Source organism: Alcanivorax nanhaiticus, assembly GCF_000756665.1.
In the GTDB taxonomy this organism is placed as follows: Bacteria; Pseudomonadota; Gammaproteobacteria; order Pseudomonadales; family Alcanivoracaceae; genus Alcanivorax; species Alcanivorax nanhaiticus.
In genome coordinates, this window is sequence record NZ_ARXV01000005.1 from 83199 (window position 1) to 99619 (window position 16421).

14 protein-coding genes are annotated in these 16421 nt (G+C 56.0%); 7 read left to right on the forward strand and 7 right to left on the reverse strand.

Translation table 11 applies throughout. The annotated features are described in order from the left end of the window. Positions 1-515 precede the first annotated feature (515 nt). Positions 516-1397: a hypothetical protein gene (locus tag Y5S_RS07860; protein ID WP_035232006.1), complete on the forward strand. Its 882-nt coding sequence runs from the start codon at positions 516-518 to the stop codon at positions 1395-1397. 75 nt (positions 1398-1472) lie between these two features. Here Y5S_RS07860 and Y5S_RS07865 read toward each other — a convergent pair whose 3' ends face one another. Genes Y5S_RS07865 through dcm form a run of 3 tightly spaced genes read right to left on the reverse strand, consistent with a single transcriptional unit; the run spans position 1473 to position 4467 of the window. Further along, positions 1473-1895: a very short patch repair endonuclease gene (locus tag Y5S_RS07865; protein WP_035232008.1), complete on the reverse strand. Its 423-nt coding sequence runs from the start codon at positions 1893-1895 to the stop codon at positions 1473-1475. A gap of 2 nt (positions 1896-1897) precedes the next feature. Then, a complete protein-coding gene (locus Y5S_RS07870) occupies positions 1898-3121 on the reverse strand; it encodes a type II restriction endonuclease (protein ID WP_035232009.1) in 1224 nt (407 codons plus the stop codon). Then, positions 3109-4467: a DNA (cytosine-5-)-methyltransferase gene (dcm, locus tag Y5S_RS07875; RefSeq protein WP_052041463.1), complete on the reverse strand. Its 1359-nt coding sequence runs from the start codon at positions 4465-4467 to the stop codon at positions 3109-3111. The genes Y5S_RS07870 and dcm overlap by 13 nt, the downstream gene beginning before the upstream one ends. A 266-nt stretch (positions 4468-4733) precedes the next feature. Here dcm and Y5S_RS07880 point away from each other — a divergent pair, with 266 nt between their 5' ends. Together Y5S_RS07880 and Y5S_RS07885 are read left to right on the forward strand one after the other, a co-directional pair. Beyond that, on the forward strand, positions 4734-5090 hold the full coding sequence (locus Y5S_RS07880) for a roadblock/LC7 domain-containing protein (RefSeq protein WP_035232011.1): 357 nt from the start codon (positions 4734-4736) through the stop codon (positions 5088-5090). 177 nt (positions 5091-5267) lie between these two features. Further along, on the forward strand, positions 5268-7076 hold the full coding sequence (locus Y5S_RS07885; RefSeq protein WP_035232012.1) for a S8 family serine peptidase: 1809 nt from the start codon (positions 5268-5270) through the stop codon (positions 7074-7076). A gap of 369 nt (positions 7077-7445) precedes the next feature. Here the strand turns inward: Y5S_RS07885 and Y5S_RS07890 are convergent, their stop codons facing one another. The 4 genes from Y5S_RS07890 to Y5S_RS07900 are packed head-to-tail and all read right to left on the reverse strand — an operon-like array spanning position 7446 to position 12047. Further along, entirely contained in the window at positions 7446-8951 is a 1506-nt protein-coding gene (locus Y5S_RS07890; RefSeq protein WP_035232014.1) for an FAD-binding domain-containing protein, read from the reverse strand. Further along, complete coding sequence (locus tag Y5S_RS07895) at positions 8948-10378, reverse strand: DASH family cryptochrome (RefSeq protein ID WP_052041464.1); 1431 nt, start codon at positions 10376-10378, stop codon at positions 8948-8950. The genes Y5S_RS07890 and Y5S_RS07895 overlap by 4 nt, the downstream gene beginning before the upstream one ends. Continuing rightward, positions 10375-10530, reverse strand: a complete 156-nt coding sequence (locus Y5S_RS19430) for a DUF2256 domain-containing protein (protein WP_081939706.1) — start codon at positions 10528-10530, stop codon at positions 10375-10377. Before Y5S_RS19430 ends, Y5S_RS07895 begins: the two co-directional genes overlap by 4 nt. Next, on the reverse strand, positions 10527-12047 hold the full coding sequence (locus Y5S_RS07900) for a cryptochrome/photolyase family protein (protein WP_035232227.1): 1521 nt from the start codon (positions 12045-12047) through the stop codon (positions 10527-10529). Before Y5S_RS07900 ends, Y5S_RS19430 begins: the two co-directional genes overlap by 4 nt. 119 nt (positions 12048-12166) lie before the next feature. Here Y5S_RS07900 and Y5S_RS07905 point away from each other — a divergent pair, with 119 nt between their 5' ends. The 4 genes from Y5S_RS07905 (at position 12167) to Y5S_RS19125 (ending at position 16248) form a co-directional block, all read left to right on the forward strand. After that, the gene (locus Y5S_RS07905; protein ID WP_035232016.1) at positions 12167-12961 is read left to right on the forward strand and encodes a LuxR C-terminal-related transcriptional regulator; all 795 of its coding nucleotides are present in this window, start codon (positions 12167-12169) and stop codon (positions 12959-12961) included. 88 nt (positions 12962-13049) lie between these two features. Then, positions 13050-13490, forward strand: coding sequence for a collagen-like triple helix repeat-containing protein (locus Y5S_RS07910; protein ID WP_035232018.1), 441 nt, complete (start codon positions 13050-13052; stop codon positions 13488-13490). Next, entirely contained in the window at positions 13487-14287 is an 801-nt protein-coding gene (locus Y5S_RS19120; protein ID WP_052041465.1) for a collagen-like triple helix repeat-containing protein, read from the forward strand. Before Y5S_RS07910 ends, Y5S_RS19120 begins: the two co-directional genes overlap by 4 nt. Further along, positions 14284-16248, forward strand: a complete 1965-nt coding sequence (locus Y5S_RS19125; protein ID WP_156107651.1) for a collagen-like triple helix repeat-containing protein — start codon at positions 14284-14286, stop codon at positions 16246-16248. Before Y5S_RS19120 ends, Y5S_RS19125 begins: the two co-directional genes overlap by 4 nt. Positions 16249-16421: the final 173 nt, after the last annotated feature.

The following is a 16421-nucleotide window of genomic DNA, read 5'->3' on the forward strand; positions in this document are numbered from 1 at the left end:
AACAGCAACAACAAAAAGGGCCACCCCGATGGGGTGGCCCTTTTTTGTGGCGTTTTGCGGACTTTGTGGCGTTTTGCGGACGCGTGACGCCAATGAACAAGCCTCTCTGGGAGCTTGCTTGCAAGCTATGGCACCATTGATTGACCAGTGAATAGCTTTGACCCAATATTGGACGCAGGAGACAGTCCCTGCCCAAGTTCTCTTCTTTATTTACCTTTGTCCACCTTTTCACTCACGGCACAGAACTTTAAACCTATCCTCTCCGCTGGCCCTGAAACTAAATTTAGTTTATCGTTAGACTCATAAAGTTGCATTTCAGACTAGATGGATACCTCCATGGCAAACATACTCAAGCTGATAGCTAAAAGGCGCGACGATCCCCAGTACAGTGTGTCTGGCAATGGAGTCATGCATGTTAGATCTTCGGATCTTCTGAAATCTAGACGCGTCTTGAAAACTGCATCTGCGATCAAAAGAATTAGAACAACGGAAAAGAAAGCATCCGCTAATTTAACGTGACGGTAGCAACACTACTTTTACTTCCCCTCCTTGCCGGTTACGCTTTTTCAGTTTCTTGGGCGGGCTCAAGATATAATTGCGCTCGAGAAGACGGGTATAGACTCTACTTTAGAGCTGCATTTTATGGATGCTTCCTTCTCACATCTTCATTCCTAATTCACCTTCTCCTTATTGCTTACAACATAGAACCAAGCACAACGATCATCAAATCAATATGCTCTGCTATACCCGGCCTGACTTACGAAGATCATAAAACGGAGCTGCAGTACTTATTCCTCTCGGCGACATCGCTCGTTATTGGCTCAACCCTCGGCCACACACTTAACTTGATCCCTGGATTTAAAAAATTTCTTCTCCTTCAGGCCATAAGAAACCACGACCTTGAACTTTTAATGCTGCGAGCAGTACAAAAACTCATGGCAATCTCGTTCACAATGGGAAACGGAAAAATATATGTCGGATTTATTGTGACTTCCGTAGACCCGGCAGCGCAGGGAACAGCTGTCAGAATCCTCCCTCTCATGAGTGGCTTCCGTGATAAAGACAGCGGAAAAGCTGAATTCACTACATTCTATGACCTAATGTATGAACATATCAGCAACGGAAATGCAGCCCATCTTTCGCCAGAAGATTTCGAGATCGTTCTGCCCCTTAACGAAATCCAGTCCGCCAACCTTTTTGACACAGACGCCTATGAACTTTTCAAGAATGAAGAAGAAACTGAAAATAAAAATTCAGCCCCCCCCGATCTAAAAGATTACGCCGAAGACGAAAGCAGCACCACCGAAGAACGCCAGCCAGAAACACGCAGTCCTCTTATAGTTTATTGGATTAATCTGGTCAGTTTCATAAAATCATTATTCAGCAAACATAAATAGCTGAACTCAATTAACACCACCACCCAAAACCTCACAGAAGGAGGATCGCCACCCATCACGCTACTGGCACGCTTTCTATCCGTTAATCCAGTCAGCGATAGAACTCAATAAATGGCCAAGCTCTTCGCTGCTTTTACCTTTTATCTCGCACTCCCATACTACCCGCACCCGCCACCCCAAAAACTCAAGTTCTTTAATATTCCTCAGATCTCTTGCCTTGTTGCCACCTATCTTTTCTCGCCAAAACTCAGGCCTCGTAGCCGGCCACTTAAACAAATGGCATTCATGCCCATGCCAAAAGCAGCCATTGACCATAATTACAGCTTTATATTTTGGCAGAACGATATCAGGCTTTCCCGGCAGGTCTTTGACATTCTTCCTGAATCTGAATCCTCTTCGATGAAGCTCCGACCGAATCAGCATTTCCGGCTTGGTATCTTTCCCTTTGATACCCGCCATCATCCTTGAGCGCGTTGCCTTATCGACCACATCAGCCATAGCTACTCACCCAGATATTTTCCCTGCTTGTCCCGTACATGTTCGATGAAATCAGAGAGGTTCCACAGCCACTCCCGCTTTTCCGACTTATACGTTTCATGTATTGATGAGGGAACAACAAGCTGAAGGTCATTGGCTTCCATTTCATCAAGCTGATTGCCGGATATACCCGGCTCTAGGGTAACGAGGTGCTTCCTTTTTATGCGGCCAGCTTCTGAAAGCACCTGCCGCCAACGATCCTTGCAGGTAGATTTCGCCCCCAGGATAGTCAGCCCATTATCAGGAAAGTCATGATTTTCATACTGCGGCAACCCCGGGAAGAGAAAATCAGGCTTTGATCTGTTCTCTGTTTCAGCCCCACGGATATGCTCCACACCATTTTCCTTGAAGAGGAACTCAAGGTGATTTTCGAGGGCATAACCCACACGGCTTTTTCGCCTGTTCTGGATGCTCAGGGAATAGGAAATAAACTGTTCCACATCCGAAAAGCCGCTTTTCAGCTTTTCTTCAACGAAATGCCGTTCCAGTTGCCGGAACAGGGACTCCTCCCTATCCATCAGAGAAACAAGAGCAGTGTCAGGAAGGTTGACTGGCTGTATTTCAGGGCTCAGCTCAAGCGCAAGTGCCGAGAATTCTCTGGTCTTTGGGAAGGCACCACCAAAGCGGGTAAGCATCAGGTCCAGATAGCGGGAATCATCCTCGAACAGCTCAATGCCAAGCTCATCCAGAACCCACCTGGCAGACCAGCTCGCCTTGATCTGGTTTTCATCAATGGCCTTGCCGGAAAAGGCATGTGTTGTACTATCAAGGCCAAAAAGCCAGCGTAACTGGGCTTCTTCACTACTTCCCTTGTCACAGAAGACAAGAATAAGCTCTCCAGAAGTGGTCTTTGCAATCAGAAAGAACATCCCTTCCGAAATCAGATCTGTCACTTCATTGGAAACGTAATAAAGCCTTAGTTCGGGACCGCGCCCACTCTTCCCCCTGCGGGAGTCATACCAGCTGACGACACCATCAACACTGGCGCTCTTGTCCTTGTCTTCAGAAAGAAGCATGAACCTGCAGGGGAATTTGTACGTCTCCTCACCCGGGTCTCCCAGGAAGTGCCTGAATCCCGCCTTTACCAGCCCACCAAACTCATGCTGATTGGATTTACCCGGGTCCGCATCCACTGCAGTGAGGTATTTCCAGGCAACCCCCTCAAAATATTGGCCTAGCTTTTCCATCCCGCCATTTTCCCCTTTTCTTCGAGCAATCTCATTTGCCCTTTGTCAGGCTGCTTAATTTTGTACTTTTTCTTTTTACCCTTGCCATTTGCATCTAGGATTCTGGAGTGCATCTCTCTGGCCACTGCCTCAAAAACAGGTACAGCTACAGAGTTACCAAACTGTTTGTAAGCCTGGGTATCCGAAACCGGAATGCGAAAGTCTGACTCTCCTGGCTTGTCAAAGCCCATCAGTCGCGCACATTCCCTGGGAGTAAGTCTGCGGGGATTCTTGTTCTTCCCTCTTGAAAGCAGGATCTCTGAACCGTCTTTGTAATATCTGGCTGAAAGTGTTCTGGTCGGCCGCTTTTGCTTGCTTTCTACCAGCCCGAAACCAAATCCGTTGCCTGCAGCCTGATGCTTCTTCGCGTAATTTTGCAAGTACGCCCAAAGCTTGTCTGTCAGGATATATTTATCCGGGACTTTCTTGTCCACGATATCTGCCAGTAGCGGTGCCTCCTCGGGAACATCCAGATCAGCCAGGCTAAAGCCTTCAGATATATTGAGATCCTTTCTGAACCCTACAATCACGATCCTCTCACGATGCTGAGGAAGAAAGTCAGCAGCATCAATAACCCTGGGGTCAGGCACATCATAGCCCGCGTCATCCAGAGCTTTCAGGATCGTCTTGTAGGTATCGCCTTTGTTATGGCTCTTCAGGTTTTTGACATTCTCAAGAAGAAACGCAGCAGGCCTTTTCGCCTGCAGGATCTTGCAGATATCAAAGAAAAGGGTGCCCTGAATTTTGCAGTCAAAGCCATGAGACCGACCCAACGCGTTTTTCTTTGATACCCCCGCAATGGAGAAAGGCTGGCAAGGAAAGCCCGCCAGTAGCACTTCATGATCAGGAATAGACTGGTCAATATGCGGTATAAGGTCTTTTTCGCTGACACCTTCCGCCTCTGTGATCAGCCGGATATCCGTGTTCAGAACATGGTCATGGTCGTCAAAGTGATTTGCCTGGTAAGTGCGTCTTGCCATGTCGTTCCACTCGCTGGTGAAGACACACCGCCCTCCTACATCTTCAAAGGCCTGCCGGATGCCACCAATCCCGGCAAACAAGTCGATGAAACGAAACTGCTCATTGCCCGCGAACTGGGTTTCGAGGCGTCCGGTCGGAAGAAGCCTGGAAATAAGGGCATTTCGCTCAAGCCCCCTGAGGTTGTGCTCCATTCCTTTCTTCAGCCAGCGGTTAACCGTTACACGGTCAACTTCCAGAACATCAGCCACTACCTGCTGACCCCAAATTTCTACTGTTTTTTCAATCAGTTGGCGATCATCAAGATTATCGTACAGGGTGATATCCATGGCATCCTCTGGGTCAATTATGTTGCAAACGCTACAGCATAGGCCCAGATATTAACACACACTGATCACATGAACAGTGTCAAATTGTCAGCCCCTATTCCCCCGCAAAGCAACCTCCCCTGCGCCAGCGTCCAATAATTGTATGACGCTCACTACCGTCACCGCTCCGCCTGTCTGCCCAACCGTCTGAAATACAACAAGATCTTTACCTCGCACCCACCCCAGCCCTAAGCTGAAACCAACACCTCCACGGACGGATAACAACAATGAAGCTCTCCACTCTCACCCCACCACTGGAAGACCTGAAAGCCTCCTCGGATGACATCCTGCTGGTCGCCCTGATCAGTAATGACGGGATGCCGGTGGTGCACTTTGGTGAGGGGCTGGATTATGACGAGCAGAATGCCTGGTTCTTCGAGATGAAGAAGGCCTGCGACCGGGTGCTGATCGATTTGAAACAGGGCCTGAGCGAGGAGCTGTTTATCCGTTCCCGGGAAGCATGCATCTGTATCTGGCCGGTGAAGGATATGGTGTTTGCCTGCCTGGCGAAGCCCTCTATCAATTCCCAGCGGATGCAAATGCTGGCATGGAAAACGGTCTCCCAGCTGCGCAGCCTGCTCTGAGGCTGCCCCACGTCTTTCCATAGTGACCGGGTTCGCATTTCCCCGGTTTCCTCGCCAGCACAGGCCTGAAGGTGTCTGAACCGCTTTCAAAGCTACAAAAACCCTACATCCCACCCATAGAGAGATACCCGGCCCCCCTTTAGATTTCCTTTAAGTAAAATCTGAAGGGGATCGGCTATGTCACTGATAACAACAAGAAACGCCCTGTTCGCGGCGGCGATTGCCGGAGCGGGCCTGCCGCTGGCCTGGGCAGGTGCAGAGACCGCGCAGAGCGGCTCTGAAGCCGGGCAAGTGATTGATGATCAGTACATTGTGACGCTGGCCCCCGATATTGTCGGTCGACTCGGTGTGGTCGACCTGCCTACCGCCATTGCCACTCTGCTGGCCGGTGTCGGCGGTGGCGATGTGCTTTATACCTATGAAAACGCCTTCACTGGCATGGCGGTGCAACTGGATCCGCTTCAGGCATCACTGCTGCAAGCCCTGCCTGGGGTGCTGGCCATTGAGCCGGACCGCAAGGTGACTGCCATTGCCGTACAGGACGATGCCACCTGGGGCCTGGATCGGGTGGATCAGCCTGCGCTGCCACTGGACGGGGACTACCGTTACCCGGACAACGCCGGCGGTGATGTGACCGTATACGTCATTGATACCGGGCTGCGTAGCAGCCACCTGGAGTTTGCCGGGCGAGTGGTGCCGGGTCGTAACTTTGTCAGCACGGGCGGCTTCCTGTTTGGCGGCGGCAGTGTGGACCCAGCCGATACCAATGACTGTAATGGCCACGGCACCCATGTGGCAGGCACGGCCGTGGGCAGCACCTACGGTGTGGCCAAGGAAGCCAGCATTGCGCCGGTGCGGGTACTGGACTGTAACGGTAGCGGTTCCAACTCGGCAGTGATTGCCGGTATCGACTGGGTGGCAGGCAGCCACCGCAAACCGGCGGTGGCCAATATGTCGCTGGGCGGCGGCAATTCCGATGCACTGGATAATGCCGTGCGCAGCGCGGTGAACGCCGGCGTCACCATGGTGGTAGCCGCAGGCAACGATAACGCCAATGCCTGTAACGGATCGCCCAACCGGGTGGCCGAGGCGCTGACGGTAGGCGCAACCACCAATGCCGACCGACGCTCTTCGTTTTCCAACTATGGCGCCTGTGTCGACCTGTTTGCCCCGGGCAGCGACATCACCTCTGCCTGGTATGAAACCGACACCCAGACCGCTCGCCTGAATGGCACCTCCATGGCGGCCCCTCATGCAGCAGGTGCAGCAGCCCTGTATCTTGGCGCCCATCCCAGCGCCAGGCCCGACGCGGTGAACCAGGCGCTGATTAATGACAGCGTGAGCGGTGTGATTGCCAATGCCGGCAGCCAGTCTCCCAATCGGCTTTTGCAGATTACCCAGGATGACGCGTCCGACATTGATCGTCTGCCGACGGCGGCCTTTAATGCGGATTGTCAGGGCACCCAGTGTCAGCTGGATGCCAGCGGTTCCAGTGATGACCGTGGCGTGGCCGCCTGGGACTGGGATCTGGGCGATGGCAACAGCGCCAGCGGCGAACAGATCAGCCATGACTTCATGTCGCCGGGTGACTACACCGTGCGCCTGACCGTGACCGACACCGCCAACCAGACCAGCAGCACTACCGAAATTATCAGTGCCGGTGAAACCGGCTCCCCATGCCCGGATTGCACCCGCTACGACGGTGAACTGAATAATGGTGCCAGTGCGACCTTGCCCGCCAGCGGCTTCAGCTTTAGTGGTGGCAGCATCAATGCCTGGCTGGAAAGCCCGGCCGATGCCAGCTTTGTGCTGTCGTTGCAACGCCGCAGCTGCTTCCTGTTTGCCTGCAGCTGGTCTACGGTGGCTACCACGACCAGTCAGTATGGCCTGGCGGAACTGCACGCTTCGCCTTCCAGCGGCACCTACCGCTGGACCCTGCAAGCGCAGACCGGCAGCGGCGCCTATACCTTGCTGACCAACCCCTGATTGTTCGGTATCTGCCTGTGACCGGCGTGACCTCCTGGTGCGCCGGTTTTTTTTGCCGCTCTGCGGCCGCATCATGCATCACGCTTCACGCAACACGCGCGGACAGCCGGCTTGGGCACGGGGTTTAGTGTGGGAGCTCTCTGTGCGCTTTAGGGTATGCCTGCAAGCGATGATGCAACGGCGGTGATGGGCATTCGCCCATTACCGCCCTACGAGCCAGCGGGTGCCGCCCCCATTGTAGTAGTGGTCGTTTGCTATGCCCTTCGGGTGCGACCACGATGTCTTGTGAAGATGAAAGATCGCGGTGGAACCACCGCTCCTACGGAGCCGCGCCTGTTGCGTGAAGCGTGATGCGTGCCGCGTCTCCCGTCAGAACAAACTCAGCTGATCATCATTGCGGGTTTTGCGGGTGCGGGATTTGCGCCGGCGGCTGCCGTGCTTCTGGTTAACCGCGCGGCTCTGTTCGCGGAAGCCAGCCTGATGCCGGGCCTCGGCCAGGCGGGTTCTGGCCGCCCGCACTGCCACATCAAAATCCACCAGGGGAGCAGGATAGTCTTCACCGATACGCACACCACTCTCTTTCTGCTGCCGCCCGCCCATGTGCCAGGGCTGATGAATCCAGGTAGACGATACGCCTCGCAATTCCGGCACCCAGCGACGAATGAAATCGCCTTGGGGATCCAGCTTTTGCGCCTGCAGGGTAGGGTTATACATACGCAGGGCATTGATGCCGGTGACGCCGGCCTGCATCTGTATCTGCGGATAATGAATCCCCGGCTCGTAATCCACGAATAACCGCGCCAGGTGCAATGCCGGCTGCTGCCAGTGCAACCACAACGGATAGCACGCCATGGACACCAACATGGCGCGCATGCGGAAGTTGATCCAGCCATGGTGATGCAGATAGCGCATGGCCGCATCCACCAGTGGCCAACCGGTGTGACCACGCTGCCAAGCCTGCAACCATTGTGGATTCCCCGGCTCACTGCGCAAATGGCGCAGCGCGGGATGAAGACTCTGGTGCTCCATCTCCACCTGGTCTTCCAGTTTCTGAATGAAATGGCAGTGCCACCACAAGCGTGACTCGAAGGCTGACAGCCCATTGGCCAAAGGCCCTGCCGGCGCCTGCTGCTGGGCCTCCCAGAGCTGCTGCACCACCTGCCGCAATGACAGACACCCCCACGCCAGGTAAGGGCTGATGCGCGAGCCACTGTGCTCGGCTTTTTGCGGAGCACTAATCCCACCGCGATAGCCCCGCGCCCGTTGTTCGAGAAAACTCTGCCACACCGCTTCCCCGGTTTCCGAGCCCCCGCGCAGACGCCCCGGGCAAGGCTCCCTGCCCTCGCCTCTCGGCACATTCAAGTCTGGCCAGACCGGTGACGGCGCCGCCGCCTCGCAGGTGGCGGGCAATGTTGCCTGCGGCGAGATCATGAAGTCGTGCCAGTGCTCCGCCCAGTCATCGCGATCCACACAGGGGCGCATCACGCCAAAGGGGGCCGTTTCCTGCCAGACAACCTCGGAGGCATCACACCAGCGTTTGATCGCAAGATCACGCCGGTAGGTCCAGTTACCGCCATACTCTTCATGGCTGCGCAGGGTAAATGCACCCAACCGTTGCCGCAGCTGCGTCAATACTTCCAGCGCATTCCCTTCCACCACCCACAGCGACAATCCGAGACGCGCCAGCTGGCGACGCAAATCACGCAGGGATTCCGCAATGAAAGCCCACTGTCGGGCGCTGCTATCAGGCTGCTGCCAATATTCCGGCTCGATGATGTAAAGCGGCAACACCGGGCCAGCCCGGCAAGCCTCCGCCAGCGGCCAGTGATCCCGGATGCGCAAGTCACGCTTGAACCAGACCACCTGCGTCGTCACGAGACCTCCCGATCACTGTCGGGCAGGGAGACAATCGGCACGGGATAACCCTGCCAGGCGGACTCTGCATCAGAAGCAAAATGCCGCTGCAGAATCTGCTGCCGGGACAGGCCGTTCATCACCGGCAACCAGTAACGCACGAAGTCCGCATGGTGATCATGGCGCCACCACTGCCGGGTTGGGCTAAAACGCCGGCCGCCCTGCGCATCGTGTCCCACGCCCGCGATGTAAGCCCAATTGCCCCAATTGGAGGCCACATCATGATCCACCAGATGATGCTCGAACCAGCGCGCACCGCTACGCCAGTCCAGCTTAAGATCATGCACCAGAAAGCTGGCAAGATTCTGGCGCCCCCGGTTAGAAAGATAGCCGGTGGCCATCAGCTCTTTGAGGTTGGCATCAATAAAGGGAAGCCCGGTTTCCGCTGCGCACCAGGCCTGCCAGAAGTCCGATGCCTTTTCGTTTCGCTCGCGGCAAACCGCCCCCTCGTGATCGAAAAGCTGCAGGCCGGAAGAACGAAAAATGGCCGCGCCATATTCACGCTGGGACCAGTGAAAAAATTCTCGCCACAGTAATTCGAAGCGCAACCAGTAACTGTGCTGGTCACCACCGAATTGCTGTTCGTAGTCAAGAATGGCATGCCAGACATGACGCACCGACAGGCAACCCCAGGCCAGGGCCGCACTCAGGCGGCTGGAGTAGCCTGTGCCAATGAGCTGATTGCGTGTCGCCTTGTAATGACGAATATGGCGCTCTTCAAACAGATACTGATACAGCCACTGGCGAGCGGCCTGCCCCCCACCGGACAACGAAAAATAATGTTGTGAGTCCCGTTGCCAGTCACCTCGCCGTGCGCCCAGCGCCGCCACGACTGAAGCAACCCGCTCCGGCAGTGGCAGAGGCGTCGCCGCCTGAAGTAAAGGTGGGTCACCCTCTGCGGCCGGCACCTGCGGGCCACCACGGCGCTCCACCTTTTTACGAAAACGACTGAACGTGGTCGGGAAGCTGCTTTCCCAGGACTGCGCTGAAGACGGCAACAGGGTCCGTGAGTCCACTTCGTACACAGTGATGCCAGCCGCCCGAAGGGCGTCAATGTCCTGCTGCTCTTCCGGCGCATCGGCATGAGCGGTGACAACCTGCAAGGGAGTACTCTGATGCCAGTGCCCGAGCAATGCAGCAGGAGAGGCCAGTGCCATGTTCAGTGTCAGCCCGAGGACATCCAGTGAGGCAGAAAGGTCTGCCAGGCATTCCTGAAGAAACACGGACTTGGCAGGCCCCAGCCGATCAAATCCTTCCTGCCCGGGGCGGGTCCAGCGTTCGGGCAACACATATAACGGCAACACCGGGGCTCCCAGTGCCGCCGCCTTGTGCAGCAGGGGCTGATCCTGAACGCGCAGGTCATGTCGAAACCACACTACCGTGATCATGGGGACCGTTTCTCCCGTCGACACCGCTCACTGCAGTAGATCACTGCATGCCAATTGCGGGCCCACTTTTTTCGCCAGCTAAACGCACGCCCACACACCGGACACACTTTTTCCGGTAGCGACGCCTTGTTGCCTTTCCATGTCGGCGTCATAGCGCATCCGGGTCTGCCAGCAAGGTGTCTGCGCGCGTCAACATGGCATCCACTTTTGCCGGATCCATTCGCTCCAGATTGCGGTAAATCATGCGCATGCGGTGATTTCCGGAGAACTGCTGGCGATGGCGGTGAATGAAATGCCAGTAGAGGCTGTTGAACGGGCAGCTGTCCGGCTCGCTGGCCGTTTTCACGTTGTACTGGCAGTGTTTGCAATAGTCCGACATGCGATTGATGTAACTGCCGGAGGCGGCGTAGGGTTTGCTGCCCAGATACCCCCCATCCGCATGCATGACCATGCCCAGGGTGTTGGGTAGTTCCACCCAGTCAAAGGCATCCGCATAGACTTCCAGGTACCACTGACAGATCGCTTCCGGCAACACGCCCAGCAACAAGGCAAAGTTGCCAGTCACCATCAAACGCTGGATATGATGGGCGTAGGCATGGTCGATGGTATTGCGGAAACACTCGGCCATGCAGTGCATTTTGGTCTCGCCGGTCCAGTAGTACGCCGGCAATGGCCGGTCGTTACCAAGCCGGTTTTCCGCGGCGTAGTCCGGCATCAGCAACCAGTAAATGCCGCGCACGTATTCCCGCCAGCCGATGATCTGACGGATAAAACCTTCCACGGCATTGAGCGGTGCTTCACCGGAAAAGTACGCCTGCTCGGCGGCCTGACACACCGCCATGGGATCAAGCAGACCGAGGTTGATGTAGGGCGACAGCAGGCTGTGAAACAGGGTGTCTTCACCCGTCACCATGGCATCCTGATAATCACCAAAGTGTGGCAGGCGATGCTCAATGAAATGCGCCAGCGCCTGTTGCGCCTGGGCGGTGGTGGTGCCCCACTGGAACTGATCCAGAGTGCCGATGTGATCAGCAAATTGATCCGCGACCAGAGACAGCACCTGCTCATCAATATCATCGCGCTCGAAGGTCAGCTCGGGCGGCAGGGGTGTCTTGCCTTTGTAGGGTTGCCGGTTGTTACTGTCGAAATTCCATTGGCCACCTACCGGTTCATCGCCTTCCATCAACAGTCCGGTATGACGACGCATTTCCCGGTAGAAAAATTCCATGCGCAACTGTTTCTTGCCTGACGCCCATTTCTGAAAGAAGTCCGGGGAGCACAAAAAACGACTGTCATCGAGACAGCGGATCGATACACCACTACGCGCCTGCCAGTCCTGGTTGATGGCATGCTGAAGTCGATATTCGCCACATTGCGTGACCACGACTTCCTCCGCATCGCGATAGCGCCCGGCAATCAGTGCCGAAAAATCACTAAAGTCATGCTCGTCATAACGGTAGTAATCCACGCGCCAGCCCGCCTGCTCCAGATCGTGGGCAAAGTGCCGCATGGCGCTGAAGATCAGGGCAATCTTCTGCTGGTGATGTTTGACGTAGGTGGCCTCATCACGCAGTTCGGCCATCACCAGTCTGTCCTGGTCTGGGTCTAATTCTCCCAGCGTCGGCAAATGCAGGCTGAGTTGGTCACCAAGGATGATCCCGATTTTCACGCACATGTCCTTCCATAAGGGATCCTTAGCATGAGGTGCGAGCCGTACAGAGGAGGTGAAGGAGCCCCTCCGCAAGGCATTCGCCATGGTTTTCTGGCAAGATAAAGGCCGTTCGCGCCATGGGGGTGGCGCATCGTCTTGGGGAAATCACCGTGACACCAGCCTGGCAAAACCTGAGCCATCGCGAGCTACACAGCATCATCAACAGCATCTCTCCCTGGCAGACCGGCCAAGGACTGCAAGCCCTTCTGGAGCTGGCCCGGCGAGCACTGAATGCCGACAGCACCAGCTGGCTGATGACCTTTAGCGGCCACTATGGCCGCGACACACCGGTGATCGATTGGATGGAGGGTTGGAAGGTGATGGATGTGGCTCACTGGCAGATTGACGCACAGGCATACTGGCAATACGTTGACGACTGTCAGACCCGCTTCAAGGAGACCGGTACGATCTCTCCCCTGACCCGTGAATCCATCCAGCACATCGGCACGCACCGCTGCCATCGACTCAGCGAACTGAAAGATTTCCAGCAGGACAACTCCGCCCGTGACCGCCTGCTTGGCATCCGTAGCCTGAATACCAAAGCGGAGAGTTACCTGCTGGCCGACCGGACGGGGACCACATTCTCGGACAGTGACAGCCGCGAACTCCTGGAGCTCATTCGCACCTTCCCCCGTCTGCATCACTGGCTGATGCTGGAGCGCGGGCTGGCCACGCAGTGTGAACGCCCTCTCTCCCCCCGGCAGCGCGAGCTGGTTCACCTGCTTCTGCAACCACTAGGCAAAGCCGATATCGCCCAGAAAATGGGCTTGGCCGAGAGCACTGTGCACAGTTACATCATGGCCCTGTACCGGAATTTTCAGGTTGGCAGCCGGCCGGAACTGATGTCGCTTTGGCTCGCTCCCACTGTCTGATACCACTAAAAAGTAGGGGTTATAACCCCACCCTCCGGCCCCTAAAATCCCGATTACAAAAACACACATTGGGGAAAGGGGGGGCACCATGCGCCTGCATCGCGTCTTGTGGGGATTGTTGCTCGGCACACTGGCATCTACGCCAGTGCTCGCCGGGGAAGATCACTATCAGGAACTGCTCAACACCTATCACGAACTGGTCGCCCTGCGTGAATCGCCGGATCAGACCGCATTGATTCAGGGGGCTCAAGGCCCGCAGGGGCCGCAGGGAGAACCGGGAGACCCCGGGCCGGTCGGTGTCAAGGGAGACCAGGGCCCAGTGGGCGGCACCAGCCTTTCCGAGACGGATCGGGACTATGTGAACAACAGCCTGGACTGGCTCTATACCCAACTGCCGCTGACCGAGCAGTGGCTGAGCGGTGTACAGGAGCGCTTTAACAACACGGATGCACGTTATCAGAAAGCCCTCTCCCTTTCCGACACACTGCAAGCCGAGGTCACCAGCGTCGAAGGGGGGGCCGGACTATGAGAGCGATTGCCCTATCTTTCCTGACTGGCCTGCTGTGCGCCTGTGGCGGCAGTAGCAGCGACAACACCACCAGCCAACTGGGCCAACAAGTTGATCAGATCGAGCGTCAGTCCGATGCGCTGAGTGACGCCATCAACAGCAGCCTGCAAAGCCTAGAGCTGGAAGCCAGCGCACAAGCAGGCCCTTCCTCCATCGTGGTGGATCAGGTATCCGGTGATTACCAGGCTCAGCTGGCTACCCATGCCAACCTGCTGAAAGAGTGTGACGCCCTTCGCGTGCGCATCGAGCAGCAGATCGCCGACACCCCCGAGCTGAATTACAGCGCACTGGAAGAATTGGAAACGCTAAGCGCCGAGCAGGTGGCCGCCTGCCGTGAACTGCCTGCGCTTCAGCCGGGGCTCGACCAGATCGCCCAGCTGCTGAATTCCCTATCCGGCACCCTCCAGGCACTGGAGCAACAGGTAACCGACGCCAAAGCGTTACTCGCCTCTTTGTCCGGGCAAGCGGCCGATATCACATTAATTCCGGGCACTATGGGGCCAGCTGGACCACAAGGCCCCAAGGGCAACCTTGGCAGCCAGGGCCCCAAAGGCGCCACCGGTGAGGAAGGCGAGCATTACACCCGCGATGAAGTAGAAACCATGGTGTCTCAACTCAACAATGGCTGGGGGGATCGCGACACAGGCACCCTCAGTGAGGATGAAGCGAAGATTGCCGAGCTGGAAGAAAAACTCACCGCCCTGATTGCGTTGGCGGTTTCCATCAAGACTTATGGCGAACCGTGGGCAGACCAATGAAAAACTTCATACTCGCTATACCCCTGATGGCCGCCTGCCTGTCCGCCTATGCGGCCACGCTGTCTGACCCTTGCGAAACCGCCGACGACAAGTTTTTGTGCATCCAGGAAAAAATTGACGAGCAAAGCGCACTGATTGCGGATCGTATCGATTATCTCAATACCACACAGGGGCCCACCGGTCCCCAGGGGCTAGCCGGACCTGTCGGCCCGACAGGGCAAACCGGCCCTGCCGGCGTCAAAGGCGACCCAGGCCGGAACAGCAAGCAGGAAATTGGCCTGAATTATGGGGATCGTTACTGGGCGCTTGTCAGTAAAAGCGCCAGCATGAACCTGGAAGGCCTGGCATTTATCTACGAACAGGGACAGATTGAGGCAAACCTGTCCAACCTGGCCAGACGCCTTTCTGATCTGAACAGGGATTACACGGTCATCGGTCCCACCCCTGAACAGCGGAATCTGGATAACCTTGCCTATCTGGATTTTCCCAAAGACGGCGACAGTTATCTGGCCTTGATTTCTGAAGTACTGAATAACACCAACTATCAAACCGCACTCAGCGGGGATGGCGAGCTAGAAACCTCTGAACTCCCTCCCCCTCCCGGAACAGAATCAGATTCCATACTAAGCTGGTGTACGCTGTTGGATTCCCTCTTCTGCGGAGCCGACTACACTGACATTGCAGCAGTCCGTTTTATTGACAGCCTGGATCTGGACGTTCTGGCTGAGCAGCCAACAGAAATCACCATCAAGGGCCCACGCGAGCTAAGCCTCTACAAGATGGGGATTGAGCCTGATGATCCCATTTACGACATGGTGCTGGATGCCTTTCTGGAAAAACTGGAAGACCCAGGTCTTCAGGGACAGATCCTTGTCAGTTTCCAGGCCATGCTGGCAGAACTGGACAACCTGCAGGATATCCAGCTCAACCATTACAATCTCCTGATGGACGCAGCCCCTGACGAGAGCGAGAGACAACGGCTGGAGGACGAACTGGCAGAGCTCACCGCCACTTACGAAAGCGAACGGCAACAGGTGGAGGAAGGCCATACCCTTTTCCTTTCACTGGCCAGCGCAGAGTATGGTATCCGCCGCGAACGTCTTGCCTATTACGCCAACAAATCGGATGTGCTTTATGTCTCCCTGATTCAGGAAGCCATGGATCTGTTCTGGCAGTACAAGAGTAATCCTGTTTCGATGACACAAGCTCAGCAGGATGCCTGGGCTATCTTCGAGCGGCGCTTCCTGCATTTTTCCCGCGATTTTGTTACGCACTGGCAAGGAGCTGCTACCGCGGAAAAAGAACTGTTCTACCAGAATTACTCTGGCTCATCGCTGGAGGGACTGTTAGGTGCCCCCAGCACGCCAGACTTTGTGGATGAAGGCGCAGCCCGGGTGGGCGATCTGTATCTGGACAAACAACCTCCCAGTGTCCGCACCTGGCAGGCCGGTGTGGCTGGCAGCGTAGCGGCGGTTACCACAGCAGGAACGATTGCGGCAGGCTTTACGCTTTCCGGAGCCCTCGCCGCTAACATTGCCAGTGCGGGAGCGGCCATCGTCGCGGCTGAAGCCGGGCTTGCCGCGGCGACAACCGCAACCGCCGCGGCCTCAGCTGCAGCCACCTTGAGTGCTGCACAGAGCAGCGCTGCTGCGCTGTGCTCAGTCGCTTGCTCAGTCGGCGCAATCACCGGCGGTTCCGGTGCCAGTGCCGCTGCCGGCTCGGTAGCGGGCCCTATTCTCATTGTGGCGCTTGCCGCCACTTCGGGCATCATGGAAGGCATTGATGTCGTTGCCCAGGGCGACAAGGAAAAACGCTACGATGAACTCATGGCCTATTCTATCGACCCCTATGACCCTGACACACTTTTTGGTATGGATATCCCCTTTGAAGACCAGAAAAACATGATCGACAACATGCTCTACATGTGGATGATCACCAACGCCGGGGCCGCTGCCAACTGATCTGATTTCACCAACCGTGGGAGCGGTGGTTCCACCGCGATGGAGCTCATCGAAGCAAGCATCGCGGTCGCCCCAACAGGGCATAGCAAACGACCGTTCCCATAGAGAGGCGCGGCACGCCTTAGGTTGATTGCAGGTTGCGTGTTGCATGAAGTGTGTTGTTTTCCTGAAAC